We start from the raw sequence: 12,871 nt of genomic DNA on the forward strand, positions 1-12,871 counted from the left end.
TCTCGATCGCCGCCCTCGGCGACCTGAGCCATCGTACTGCCGCGGCCTCGGCGTGCGGGTTCAGGCCGGCCTGGTCAGCGGGTCGCGACATCGAGTGCGTGGCTGGCCCATTCGTACGACAGGCGGTGCGACTCGTAGACGCTCTCGACGCTCGGGAAGTCGACCTCGATCATGAAATCCCCGTCGTAGTCCGCGGGCATCGCCGCGACGATCGCGTCGAAGTCGAGCACACCGAGCCCGGGTTCCGCCCACAGCCGCTTCGTCTGCGACGTCTCGTGGTAGCTCAGCGCGCCGTCCGCTGCGCCGTCGAGGTGATCGGCGTACACATCTTTGATGTGGATGCCGCCGACGCGGTCGCGGTAGTCGGTGATCATCGCGACCGGGTCCGCTCCCGCCCAGCGGAGGTGCCCGGTGTCGGGCCCGAACCCGATGAGGTCCGGTCCGAGGGTGTCGAGCAGACTGCGGATCTCGTGCTCGGTCTCGAAGACACCACCGACGTGCGAATGCTGCAGGGGACGGATCCCCTCGGCGAGCAGGACCTCGCAGGTGCGGCCGACGTTCTCGATGGCCAGGTCGAGGCGCTCCTGGGAGAAGTCGGCGCCGATCGCCGGCGTCGCCATGCGCGCCGGGATCGCCATCGAGGAGATCATCGTACGGTCGAGTCCGAGGGAGGCCTGGGCCGCCCCGAACGCCTTCGCCGCCTCGAGGACCTCGGCCGGGTCGACCGTCTCGTCGAACGCGCTGCTGAACAGGCTGAGCGACGGTGCGAGGCCGTAGCCGCCGATCCACGTGCGGTACTCGTCCGCGGTCATGCCCTCGGGGATGTCGGCCTTCACCGCGGTGAACCCGATGCGCTGGAAGTCGGCGAAGGCCTCCTCGAACACCTCGCGGGTCTTGCCGCGCGCACTCCAGTACGGGATGGGGTTCGCCGCCACCCGGTTCGTCCGCTGGGCGCTCATCGGGCCACCGCCGCAACGGCGTCGAGGCGGACCGGTTGGCCCGTGCGTGCGGATTCGTAGAGACCGGTGATGATCGAGATCGCCTGGCGGTTCTCGGCCAGCGTCACGCGGAGCGGCTCCTCCCCGCGGATCGCGGCGAGGACGTTCCGGTACTGGCGCAGGTGCGCGTCCGACATCTGTCCGGCGACGCTCGAGCCCGCCTGCGTCTCGTCGGCGAACTGCGCCGCCTGGTTCGTGTCCTTGCCCTGCGAGCCGAAGAAGGCCTCGGCGCGCTCCATCCCCGCGGGGGTGGAGTGGAAGTACGTCAGCTGGTCGTTCTCGATGACCGCGGAGCCGCGGTCACCGTGGACCTGCAGCCGCGCGACGAGGCCCGGGTAGACGGCCGTGGAGCCGTGGATGACGCCCAGCGCGCCGGATGCGAAGCGGACGACACCGACCGCGACGTCCTCGGTCTCGATGCGCTCGTGGGCGAGGAGCGCCGTGTACCCGAAGACTTCGACGGGGTGTCCGAGGAGGGCGACCAGCAGGTCGACCGTGTGCACGCCCTGGTTCATGAGCGCTCCGCCGCCGTCGAGCGCCCACGTGCCGCGCCAGTCGCCGGAGTCGTAGTAGCTCTGCCCGCGCCACCAGTCGACCGATGCGATGCCCGAGGTGATGCGCCCGAGGTCTCCGCGTTCGGCAGCGGCGAGGACGATCTCCGTCGACGGGTCGAAGCGGTGCTGGGAGATGACGGTCACGACGGTACCGGCGCGCTCCTGGGCGGCGATGATGTCGTCCGTCCGCGAGACGGTGACGTCGGCCGGCTTCTCGATGATGACGTGCTTGCCGGCCTCGAGCGCCTCGATGGCGAGGTCGGCGTGCAGACCGGTGGGCGTGCAGACGACGACGATGTCGGGGTCGGTCTGCGCCAGCGCCTCCGTGAGGGCCGTGAACGCGCGTCCGCCGCGCTCGGCGACGAGGGCCTCCGCCTTCGCGAGCTCCGGGTCGGCGACGGCGACGAGTTCCAGCTCGTCGCGCAACTGGTCGATGACGATGCCGTGCTGCTTCGAGATGATGCCGGCGCCGGCGATGGCGATGCGGTGCGGTCGGGACATGCGGGGGTTCGCTCCAGTTCTGTGCGTGGGGTGCGTCGGTGTCCGTGCCGGCTCAGGCGAGCTGACGGAGGTGCGCGAGGGCGGCCTCGAGCTCCGGTTCGAAGTCCTCGAAGAGGCACTCGACGGTGATGGGGCCGTCGTAGCCGCCGTCTCGGAGGGCCGTGATGAATTCGGTGAGTGGCCAGTCGCCCTGGCCGGGCGGCCGTCGTCCGGCATCGGCGATGTGGGCGTGTCCGATGCGGGCGCCGAGGGCCTGGACGACGGCGAACGGCTCCTCCTCCAGCATGATGTGGAAGAGGTCGGCGACGACGGGCACACGGTCGATCCCGAACTCGTCGAGGAAGGCGACCGTCTCCTCGAGCGAGTTGAGCAGGTTCGTCTCGTCACGGTTCAGCGGCTCGAGGACGATCTGCAGTCCGTTCCGCTCCGCCGCGTCGCGCGTCTCGACGACGACCTCTGCGAACCTCGCGCGGGCGGCCGCGACGTCCACCCCGGTGGGGATGGTGCGCGCCGTACCGCTCCCGAACACGATCTTCGCGCCGGGCTCCGAGACCGAACCGATGATCGGCATGACGGCGTCGAGGTACGCGGTGACGCGTTCCGTCGGGAAGCCGGGGTCGGCGAGCGACAGGTCGCCGGGGAACAGGATCGCGAACGAGCCGCGTCGGACGCTCACGTCGTAGTCGGGGTGGCGCGTCCACCCGGCTCCGTCGGCGACGACGAGGTTGCCGACGATGGTCGGTTCCGCGTAGTCGGCTCCGGACGCGAACGCACCGGGGATGCGTTCGGAGGGGACGATCACGCCGTACCCCGTGAGCGGGTGCCGCTGGGCGGTCGCGATGTCGATACGAACGCTGCTTGCCACTGCAATCTCCTGTGATAGCCGGGTCTGCTCCTCGCGTCGCTGACGCGTTCCAGTGGTCCTGGACCACGACGGTTCCGGTCGGAAGCGGGATCAGTCTCGCAGACGGTCGGCGTTCCGGCAAGCGATTGCCAGCAGGGTGTGGCAATCGGTTGACAGACGGAGGCCTCACCGTTTCAATGGAGGCGTGCCGACGACGCTGCAGAACGATCCAGACCGCCTCCTCCCCGCCGACCCCGGGACGCGCGACGTCGCCAGGGCGCTCTACCGCTCGGTCGAGGCCCTGCCGATCATCTCGCCGCACGGGCACGTGGATCCGGCGATCCTCGTCGAGGACACCCCGTTCGCGAACGCCACCGAGCTGTTCCTCCGGCACGACCACTACGTCACCCGCCTGCTGCACGCCGCCGGGTTCTCCCTCGCGGACGTCGGCGTGCCCGACCTCGCGGAGGGTGGTGCCGTCGCCGCGCCGCGGGACGCCTGGCGACGGTTCTGCGAGCACTGGCACCTGTACGCCGGCACCGCCTCCGGGTACTGGCTGAGCTCGATCCTCGGTGAGCAGTTCGGCGTCACGGAGCAGCCGGACGGCGCGAACGCCGACCGGCTCTTCGACACGATCCACGAGGCGCTCCAAGCGCCGGCGTTCCGTCCGCGTGCGCTGTTCGACCGCTTCCGCATCGAGGTGCTCGCGACCACCGACGACCCGATGGACGACCTCGCCGCGCATGCCGCCCTCGCAGCGGACCCCACCTTCAGCGGGCGCGTCCTGCCGACCTTCCGGCCCGACGCGTACCTCGATCCGTCGAAGGCCGGGTGGGCGGAGCGGGTCGCGGCGCTCGCTGCCTGGAACGGCACCCCGGAGGGCAGCTACCGCGGCTATCTCGAAGCGCTCGCCGGGCGCCGTCGCCACTTCATCGAACATGGGGCGGTGTCGGCCGACCACGGTGTCCCGCAGCCACTCACGCTCGAACTCGAGGAGGCGGACGCCGCAGCGCTGTTCGACCGCGCGCTGTCGGGGACCGCCGACGCCGCCGACCTCGAGCGGTTCGCCGCGCACATGCTGTTCGAGAGCGCCCGGATGAGCGTCGAGGACGGCCTCGTCATGACCGTGCACCCCGGTGTCCACCGCAACCACCACGCGCCGACGCTCGCCCGCTTCGGACCGGACACCGGGCACGACCTCCCGGTCCGCACCGACTACGTCCGCCCCCTGCGCCCGTTGCTGGAGCGGTTCGGCACGGCTCCGGGGTTCCACCTCGTCCTCTTCAGCGTCGACGAGACGAGCTACTCGCGGGAGATCGCACCGCTCGCCGGGTTCTACCCGAGCGTCTTCATCGGCGCGCCGTGGTGGTTCCTCGACGCGCCCGACGCCGTCCTGCGCTTCCGGTCCGCCGTGACGGAGACGGCAGGATTCTCACGCGGATCGGGGTTCATCGACGACACGCGGGCGTTCCTCTCGATCCCCGCCCGACACGACATGTCCCGGCGCCTCGACGCGTCCTTCCTCGCGCGACTCGTGCGGGAGGGGCGCATCGACGAGGCGACGGCCGAACGCATCATCCTCGACCTCGTCGTCGAGCAGCCGCGACGGGTGTTCAAGCTGTGAGCACCGTGACGAACGTGGACAGCGCTGCCGGAGCGCCGCGGGAGCAGGCGGTCCCGCGTCTGTCCCGCGCGCGGCTGCCCGAGTTCCCATCGGCACCGGTCCGGATCGTCCACCTCGGACTCGGCGCCTTCCACCGTGCCCACCAGGCCTGGTACACCCAGCTCGTCGACCCCGATCACGAGTGGGGCATCGCCGCCTTCACCGGCCGGAGCCCGCAGGCCGCAGTCGACCTGGACGCCCAGGACTGCCTCTACACGGTCGTCGAGCGCTCGGCGGACGGCGACTCGGCCACGATCGTCGGTTCGATCGTCGAGGCGCGGGACGGCGCCGACGTCGCACGGCTCCATGACCTCCTCGCCGCTGAGACCACCGCCATCGTCACCCTCACCGTCACCGAGTCCGGGTACCGGCTCGATGCCGAGGGCAAGCCGGACGCGTCGGATCCGGCGGTCGAGCGGGACGTCACGCTGCTGTCGGACGCCTTGGACGGCGGGGCGGAACTCCGCGATGCCCGACCGACGACGACGCTCGGCAGACTGCTCCTCGGCCTCGAAGCCCGTCGTCGCGCCGGGGCCGGTCCGATCGCGATCGTGCCGTGCGACAACATCGCCGACGGCGGTGCGCTCGTCCGTCGCGCGATGCTCGCCCTTGCCGACCGGGTCCGCCCGGAGACCGCTCGGTGGATCGCCGACGAGGTCTCGTTCGTCTCGTCCTCGGTCGACCGCATCACGCCGCGTCCCACGCCTGCCGACGAAGCGGCGGCCGCGACCCTCACCGGATTCGCCGATGCCGCTCCCGTCGTCACCGAGCCCTTCACCGACTGGGTGCTGAGCGGCGACTTCCCCGCCGGGCGGCCGGCGTGGGAGTCCGCGGGTGCCCGGTTCGTCGACGACCTCGAGCCCTACGAGCAACGCAAACTGCGGCTGCTGAACGGCGCCCACTGCCTCCTCGCCTATGCGGGCCCGCTGCGCGATCATGCGACGGTCGCCGAGGCGGTCGGTGACGAGCAGTGCCGGGCCTGGGTCGAGGAGTACTGGGACGAGACGGAGCGTCACCTGCCGGACGACCTCGGGCTGACGGTGTATCGCACCGCACTCCTGGAGCGCTTCGACAACGCGCGCATCGAGCATCGGTTGCAGCAGATCGCCCTCGAGGGCGTCACCAAGCTGCGGGTGCGGATCGTGTCGACCCTCCTCGCGGAACGCGCCGCCGGTCGGCCGGGAACCGGGTCCCTGCGCGTGATCGCCGCGTGGGTGGCGGCTGTACAGAGCGACGACCGCCCGGGCGATGCGAGCGGTGCCGCGGTCGCCGAGGCACTCCGGTTCCACGGCCGGGAGCGGACCGCGGCGCTCGTACGCCTGATCGATCCCCGCCTCCTCGACTCGGAGCCGGATGACGGTTCCACGCTCGTCACCGAGCTGGAGCACCTGGTCGACGAGCTGACCGGACGCCCACGGAACCCCTGACACCCGCCGCTGCAGCCGACCCGCAGTCCGTCGGAACCACCCCGGCCACATCGGCCGCAACGCACGAAGGAGTAGTACCCATGAACATCGACAAGGCCGAGGTCATCGTCACGAGTCCCGACCGGAACTTCGTGACGTTGAAGCTCACGACCGACGACGGCCTGACCGGCCTCGGGGACGCGACGCTGAACGGGCGCGAGCTCGCGGTGGTGGCGTATCTGACCGAGCACGTGGTGCCGCTGCTGCTCGGGCGCGATGCGTCGCGGATCGAGGACACCTGGCAGTTCCTCTACCGCTCGGCGTACTGGCGGCGTGGTCCGGTGACGATGGCGGCGATCGCGGCGGTCGACATGGCGCTGTGGGACATCAAGGGCAAGGCTGCGGGCATGCCGGTGTACCAGCTGCTGGGCGGGGCGTCCCGGACGGGGCTGCTCGCCTACGGGCACGCGTCGGGCAAGACGAACGAGGAGCTGTTCGACAGCGTGCGCGAGCACCAGGCGCAGGGCTACAAGGCCATCCGGATCCAGACGGCGGTGCCGGGGCTGAAGTCGATCTACGGGATCGCCTCCAACGCCACGTTCGAGGGCAACACCGGTGTCCGGTACGACCACGAGCCGGCGCAGCGCGGTGGCCTGCCGAACGAGGAGGACTGGGACACCCGGTCGTACCTGCGTCACCTGCCGACGGTGTTCGAGGCGGTGCGGAACGAGTTCGGGCCGGAACTGCCGTTGCTGCACGACGGGCACCACCGGATGACGCCGATCCAGGCCGCGAAGCTCGGCAAGAGCCTCGAACCCTACGACCTGTTCTGGTTGGAGGATTGCACGCCGGCGGAGAACCCGGAGGCGTTGCGTCTCGTGCGGCAGCACACGACGACGCCGCTGGCGATCGGGGAGATCTTCAACACGGTGTGGGACTACCAGCAGATCATCCGCGAGCAGCTCATCGACTACGTCCGCAGCGCGGTCACGCACACTGGCGGGATCACGCATCTGAAGAAGGTGCTCGACTACGCCTCGCAGTATCAGATCAAGTCGGGCATGCACGGGCCGACGGACATCTCGCCGGTGGGGATGGCCGCCGCGATGCACCTCGGCTTGTCGATCCACAACTTCGGCATCCAGGAGTACATGAAGCACGGCGCCAAGACCGACGCGGTGTTCCAGCAGTCCTACACCTGGGAGAACGGCATGCTCCACCCCGGGGATGCGCCCGGCCTCGGTGTCGACTTGGACGTCGACGAGGCGGGCAAGTACCCGTACCAGCGCGCCTACCTGCCCTACAACCGTCTCGCCGACGGCACCGTCCACGACTGGTGATCCCTGCGGCCAGCGCGGTGCGCTGACCCGACCGCGCCCCTGTGGCGTGAGTGCGCCCCTCCGGAGGCCCGCGCTCACGTCACAGGGGCGCGCTCACGTCGAGCCCTCGTCACCTAAGCACCTCTGGTATTTCAGGTTCCAGCGGGTTACCGTGGTGCGGTACGAGGACGCGCACGACGGTTCGGGGGAGCAGATGACGAGCGACGACACCCAGCCACCGGACGTCCAGCCCGACCCCGCCCCATCGCCGACACCAGACCCGACGCCCGAGCCTCCTACCCCGGCCCCACCCAGCCCGGCACCCGATGCACCGGAGTCTCCCGCCGAGGCCGATCCGGCGTCGCCCTCGACGCAGGCAGCGGACGACGGCACGATCGTCCTGGCCGGTGACGACATCGATCCGACCGGCGCGACCGTGTCGACGACCGCGGTCCAGACGCTGTTGTCGGCGGCTCCGGACGGCAGCACGATCATCGTGCCGGGCGGCGCCGTCATCGCGCTCGACGCGACCCTCCTGCTCGACCGTCGGCTGGCATTGCGGGGGAGCGGCGAGCTGCGGTGGACGGCCGGCATCACGAACGCGCCGGCGGTCCGCATCACCGCTCCGGGGTCGACCGTACGAGAGGTGCGCCTCACGAACCCGAACCACCTCGGTTCCGCCACGGGTGCGCGCAACATCGGCATCGACATCCGGACGAGCGACGTCATCGTCGACGGGGTGCGGATCGTCGGCTTCCAGAACGGGGTGGTGAACGAGCCCACCGGCGAGTTCGAGGGCGTCATCGTCACGAACTGCCACATCGTCGACATCGTCGGCGTGGGCGGTGGCCGCGGTTCGACCTCGAGGGCCGGCGAGGACCGCGGCGACGGCATCACCATCTGGGGTGCTCGTGCGCTCGTCTCCGGCAACGTCGTGAACGCGCTCGCCGGCACGGACGCGAGGATCGGCATTCACGCGGAAGGCCTGTCGGACTACGAAGTCGACCCGGGGCTCTACCCCGACGCGATGTTCTCGATCAACGACAACGTCGTCAGTGGTCCGTTCCGCCGCGGCATCGCGTTGGAGGCGGTGTCGCACGCCACCGTGTCGGGGAACACCGTCACCGGGAGCACGTGGTGGGGCATCGCCGCGATCGACACGCGCTCGACCGGGATCTCGAACAACACGGTGCGCTGGACGCGGGCGGCCGAGGATGACCAGGGGGCGGTCTGGGGTCCGTCGCGCGGGCCGATCATGGTCTACCGCAACGCGGAGGCCACGGTGGTGGACGGCAACGTGCTGGAGATCCGCGGCGTCGCCTCCGCTGCCATCCGCCTGCAGGACGCGACCATGCCCTCGGGCGACACCACGACGCCCGTCGGTTCGACCGACACGGTGATCACCGACAACGTCATCCGGCTCGCCGGCGGCACGTGTCCGAGTGGGGTGGTGCTGCAACGCGCGATCCGGCCGCTCGTCGTCGGCAACCGGCTCAGTGTGACCACGCCGAGCGGGACCGCGGGCGGCGTCGTCTCGTATCTCAGCAGCGACCTCGTCGTCGCCGACAACTCGCTCCTCGGCGCAGGTGAGGCCAGCGGGTACGGGGTGCAGCATCAGGGCGCCGGAGCCGTGCAGGTCACCGGCAACCGGGTGGAGGGGTTCCGGATCGGGCTCGCCGTCACCAATTCGACGGGCGGGGTGACCATCGTCGGCAACACGGTTCTGGCGTGCGCGACCGGGATCGACACCTACGGCTCCACCGGCCGCTCCATGGTCGCGGCCAACCGTATGTCAGTCTCCGGCAGCGCCCACATCAATGCGCAGCCGGCGACGAGCTACGTCACGACCAGGCACATGGGTACGGCGCGCCCGGCCGGCGGCGGGTCCGGCGACCTACTGGTGGGCAACGGGCTGCTCTGGGTGAACGACCAGGGCACCTGGCGCTCGGTGAAGGTCATCTGAGGCGGTCGTCGCGGTGGTCCGTGCCGGCGTGCGGGTGTCCGCTGGTCAGCCCGCGAGGAGGGCGACGCCGATCACGACGACGGTCGCCGCGGCGATCCGGCGCACCGGTCGGCCCTCGCGGAGCACGAGTGCGCCGAACAGGCTGACGAGGATGACGCTCACCTCGCGCATCGGCGCGACGAGCGCGACCGGTGCCATGGTGATGGCGACCAGTACGAGGATGTACGACATCGGCGAGAGCACCCCGAAAGCGAGGATGCGCGGCCAGTGGGCGCGCAGGACCGCCGGCAGCTCGCGTGCGCGGCGCCCGAGTGACCCGGAGAAGAGGACGACCTCGACCGCGGTGCAGCCGACCATGAACGCCACCGGGGAGGCACCCCAGGTGCGGACGGCGTGCGCGTCCCAGATCGTGTAGGCGGCGATGGCGACCCCGGTGAGGAGCCCGAAGGCGACCGCGGGGTCGATACGTCGTCGGGTGGCGCGCACCTCGACGGCGACCGGTGACGGGTCGCTGCCGCGATCGACGAACCCGATCGCGACGACGCCGACGACGATCGCCGCGACGCCGAGGAGCGCGAGCAGCGACGGGCGCTCGCCGAGGACGAGGACGGCGATGATCACGCTGATCGTCGGGCCGGTGCCGCGTGCCGTGGCGTAGACGGTGGAGAGGCGCCCGCTGGCGTAGCCGCGTTGCAGCACGAGCATGTAGACGTAGTGCAGCACGGCGGAGACCACGACGCCGATGGCGAAGCCGGCGAGGTCGTCCGTACCGAGTCCGCCCGTGAACGGGACGACGACCGCCCACAACACGGTGCTCGCCACCGCTCCCCACCAGAGGAAGGGCATGCCGATCCGGCTGACGCCGTGGGCGACGATGTTCCACGCCGCATGGCAGACCGCGGCGGCGAGGACGATGGTGACGGCGAGCAGAGACACGTGAGACCCTTCCGATCCTCGCGGGCGCGACGATCAGGGTCCTCCGGGCTTTTGTCCTGTCAGATGACGGTCGTCGGCTGGCCGCCGACCGTGGCGCCGCTCGGACCAGTCGAGCTGTCGCTCCGGAACCCTAGGCGCTATCGCGCACCACGCTACCAGCCTCCGACGAGGCGTGTTCGTTCGCCCGAAGATGGGCGAACGAACGCTCGGTCGCCCAGAAACGGGCGAACGGCCTGCGTCAGTCGACGATCGCGATGGCGTCGATCTCGACGAGCATCTCCTCGCGCGGCAGGCCGGTGAAGACCGTGGTCCGGGACGGCAGCACGCCACCCTGCACGCGCGAGCCGACGAACTCGCCGTAGGCGTCGTTCATGATCGCGAAGTCCTCGCGCTTGGTGAGGTAGACGCGCAGCATCATGACGTCGTCGAAGGTCGCGCCGCCGGCCGCGAGGATGGCCTCGACGTTCTGGAGCGTGCGGGTGGTCTGCGCGGCGACGTCGCCCGGGAACAGGTACTCGTTCGTCGCGGGGTCGACGGGGCCCTGGCCGGAGACCTGGACGAAGTTGCCCTTGCGGACGCCCTGGGAGAAGGTGTGCGCGGGAGCCGGGGCGTCGGTGGTGGAGATGGCGGTGCGGTCGGTCATGGGGGTGTGTCCTTCGGTTGGTGGCCCTTCGACAAGCTCGGGGGCCGGGGTAGGTGGTCAGGGACGGGGTAGGTGGCCCTTCGACAAGCTCTGGGACCGGATGGTGAGGCTCAGGGGCCGGGGTCGGCGGGGGCTCAGGGACGGGACGGGCGGGAGGTCAGGCGGTGGCCGGGGCCGCAGTGGGCGCCGGCGTTGCGTAGCCGAGTTCGGCGGAGATCGCGGTCGTGGTGGCGAGGAGCTGCGGCAGGAGGGCGCGGACGCCACTGTGGGGGAGCACCATCGTCGGGACCGAGATCGACACCGCCGCGGTGACCCGGCCGTCGGGCCCGAAGACCGGCGCGGCCACGCAGTTCATGAAGCTCTCGTGCTCCTCGTGGTCCTCGGCCCATCCGCGTTCGGTCGAACGCTCGATCTCGGCGAGCAGGGCGTCGGCGTCGGTGATGGTCTTGTCGGTGTACCGCTCGAAGACGATGCCGGTGACGACGCGTCGACGCTCCGCCTCGTCGAGTCCACCGAGGAGGACCTTCGCGACCCCGGTCGCGTACAGGGAGGCGGGCAGGCCGACACGTGAGTACATGCGGAGGGGCTGACGGGACTCGACCTTGTCGATGTAGAAGACGGAGCCGCTCTCGTAGGCGGCGAGGTGCACCGTCTGGCCCGTGGTCGCCCCGAGCGCCCGGATGTGCGGAGCGGCGACGCCGCGGACGTCCTGCTCGTCGAGCGCGGTCTGGGTCAGCTCGAACATCGCCCGCCCGAGGTGGTACCGGAACGACGCGTCGCGCGTGACGAAGCCGTGCTCCTCGAGCGTGTTGAGCAGGCGCAGCACCGTGGTCTTGTGCACGCCGGCCGTCGCCGCGAGCGCGTCGAGGGAGTTGGTGCCCGAGACGATCTCGCGGAGGAGGTCGAGGGCCCGGGACAGCGATTGACTCATGCGTCGATCATCCCGTGCGCGCCGACCGTGGTCCACGGCAGCGGGTGGTCCGCGGTGATCCGCCACGACGCCCATTCCTCATCGGACGCCTCGACGATGGTGTCCACGCCCTGCGCGTCGGGCACGAGCTCGGGGCGGTCGCCGTGGCAGATGAGCGTCGACGCCGCGACCGCGTGGCCGAGCCGCGTGCAGGCGGTGTCGGAGCGACCCGAGGCCAGCCCGGCGAGGTAGCCGGCAGCGAACGCGTCGCCCGCACCGACGGTCTCGACGACGTCGACCGACAACGACCGCACCTCGATGCCCGCCTCGGAGTCACGGTGGAGGGTGGTCGCTGCGTTCTCCTCGTCCTTGAGCACGATGCGCTGCAGGGTCGGCAGCTCGGCGAAGAGGCGGGCGGCGTCCGTGTGGCCGAAGAACAGCGCCGCTTCGTCGACGCCGAGGAACAGGACGGACGCCTGGTCGAGCAGGCGGTGCAGCGGGGCGGTCGAGCGACGCTCCCAGAGGCGCGGCCGGAAGTTGAGGTCGACGCTCAGGACGGTGTCGCGGGGGAGCGCGTCGCCCAGCTCGCCGACGAGCAGCGCCGTCGAGTCGGAGAGCGCCGGGGTGATGCCGGAGGTGTGCACGATGGCGGAGGCGGTGATGGCCGCCCGGGTCGCCTCGTGCCGCAGGGTGTCGGCGCCGAGCTGCGACGCTGCGGACTCGCTGCGGTAGTAGTGCATCCGCGGCCGACGGTCGCCGTCGCCGCTCACGACCGTCTCCTTGACGTAGAGGCCGGTGGGCCGGTGGTCGTCGCGTTCGACGGCGTCGGTGAGGACGCCGTCGTGCCGTGCCGTCTCGAGGATGTAGTCGCCGAACCCGTCGTCGCCGAGGCGCGAGATCCAGTGGGTGGGGACGCCCAGGCGCGCGAGGCTCGAGGCGACGTTGAACTCGGCGCCCCCGACGCCCGTCCGGTATTCGCGGGCGTCGGCGACCGGGAGCTGGTTCTCGGGCAGGAGGACGACCATCGCTTCGCCGATCGTGCTCACGGTGGACGGTGACGTCGTCATCACGGTTCCCCTCGCGTCTCGGCCGGGTCCGGTTGACGGCCTGTGGACGCAATGCTAGAACAGACGT

The 12,871-nt window shown here is 70.8% G+C and carries 11 protein-coding genes; 4 read left to right on the forward strand and 7 right to left on the reverse strand.

Annotation, left to right across the window (positions count from 1 at the left end; all coding sequences use genetic code 11):
• Positions 1-74: 74 nt before the first annotated feature.
• The 3 genes from EAO79_RS04420 to EAO79_RS04430 are packed head-to-tail and all read right to left on the reverse strand — an operon-like array spanning position 75 to position 2,918.
• Positions 75-959 (reverse strand): sugar phosphate isomerase/epimerase, encoded by an 885-nt coding sequence (locus EAO79_RS04420; RefSeq protein WP_124767933.1) that lies wholly within the window; start codon positions 957-959, stop codon positions 75-77.
• Complete coding sequence (locus tag EAO79_RS04425) at positions 956-2,053, reverse strand: Gfo/Idh/MocA family protein (protein WP_124767934.1); 1,098 nt, start codon at positions 2,051-2,053, stop codon at positions 956-958. The genes EAO79_RS04420 and EAO79_RS04425 overlap by 4 nt, the downstream gene beginning before the upstream one ends.
• A 52-nt stretch (positions 2,054-2,105) precedes the next feature.
• Positions 2,106-2,918 carry a sugar phosphate isomerase/epimerase gene (locus EAO79_RS04430; protein WP_124767935.1) on the reverse strand — a complete coding sequence of 271 codons (813 nt, stop codon included), beginning with the start codon at positions 2,916-2,918 and terminating at the stop codon, positions 2,106-2,108.
• A 184-nt stretch (positions 2,919-3,102) separates the two neighbouring features.
• On the opposite strand from EAO79_RS04430, the gene uxaC reads away from it, so the two are divergent.
• The 4 genes from uxaC to EAO79_RS04450 all read left to right on the forward strand — a co-directional run bounded on the left by uxaC (position 3,103) and on the right by EAO79_RS04450 (position 9,248).
• Positions 3,103-4,521, forward strand: a complete 1,419-nt coding sequence (uxaC, locus tag EAO79_RS04435; RefSeq protein WP_124767936.1) for a glucuronate isomerase — start codon at positions 3,103-3,105, stop codon at positions 4,519-4,521.
• Between the two features lie 5 nt (positions 4,522-4,526).
• On the forward strand, positions 4,527-5,987 hold the full coding sequence (locus tag EAO79_RS04440) for a mannitol dehydrogenase family protein (RefSeq protein WP_241160983.1): 1,461 nt from the start codon (positions 4,527-4,529) through the stop codon (positions 5,985-5,987).
• An 80-nt stretch (positions 5,988-6,067) separates the two neighbouring features.
• On the forward strand, positions 6,068-7,306 hold the full coding sequence (gene manD, locus EAO79_RS04445; protein WP_124767937.1) for a D-mannonate dehydratase ManD: 1,239 nt from the start codon (positions 6,068-6,070) through the stop codon (positions 7,304-7,306).
• Positions 7,307-7,499: 193 nt separating this feature from the next.
• Positions 7,500-9,248 carry a NosD domain-containing protein gene (locus EAO79_RS04450; RefSeq protein WP_124767938.1) on the forward strand — a complete coding sequence of 583 codons (1,749 nt, stop codon included), beginning with the start codon at positions 7,500-7,502 and terminating at the stop codon, positions 9,246-9,248.
• 45 nt (positions 9,249-9,293) lie between these two features.
• On the opposite strand, the gene EAO79_RS04455 is transcribed toward EAO79_RS04450, so the two are convergent.
• The 4 genes from EAO79_RS04455 to EAO79_RS04470 all read right to left on the reverse strand — a co-directional run bounded on the left by EAO79_RS04455 (position 9,294) and on the right by EAO79_RS04470 (position 12,804).
• Positions 9,294-10,184, reverse strand: a complete 891-nt coding sequence (locus EAO79_RS04455; protein ID WP_124767939.1) for an EamA family transporter — start codon at positions 10,182-10,184, stop codon at positions 9,294-9,296.
• A 238-nt stretch (positions 10,185-10,422) separates the two neighbouring features.
• The gene (locus EAO79_RS04460; RefSeq protein WP_079704451.1) at positions 10,423-10,827 is read right to left on the reverse strand and encodes a RidA family protein; all 405 of its coding nucleotides are present in this window, start codon (positions 10,825-10,827) and stop codon (positions 10,423-10,425) included.
• Positions 10,828-10,984: 157 nt separating this feature from the next.
• Positions 10,985-11,758, reverse strand: coding sequence for an IclR family transcriptional regulator (locus EAO79_RS04465; RefSeq protein ID WP_124767940.1), 774 nt, complete (start codon positions 11,756-11,758; stop codon positions 10,985-10,987).
• On the reverse strand, positions 11,755-12,804 hold the full coding sequence (locus tag EAO79_RS04470; protein ID WP_124767941.1) for a sugar kinase: 1,050 nt from the start codon (positions 12,802-12,804) through the stop codon (positions 11,755-11,757). Before EAO79_RS04470 ends, EAO79_RS04465 begins: the two co-directional genes overlap by 4 nt.
• Positions 12,805-12,871 lie beyond the last annotated feature (67 nt).

The sequence above is a fragment of the Plantibacter sp. PA-3-X8 genome (assembly GCF_003856975.1).
Classification (GTDB): Bacteria; Actinomycetota; Actinomycetes; order Actinomycetales; family Microbacteriaceae; genus Plantibacter; species Plantibacter auratus.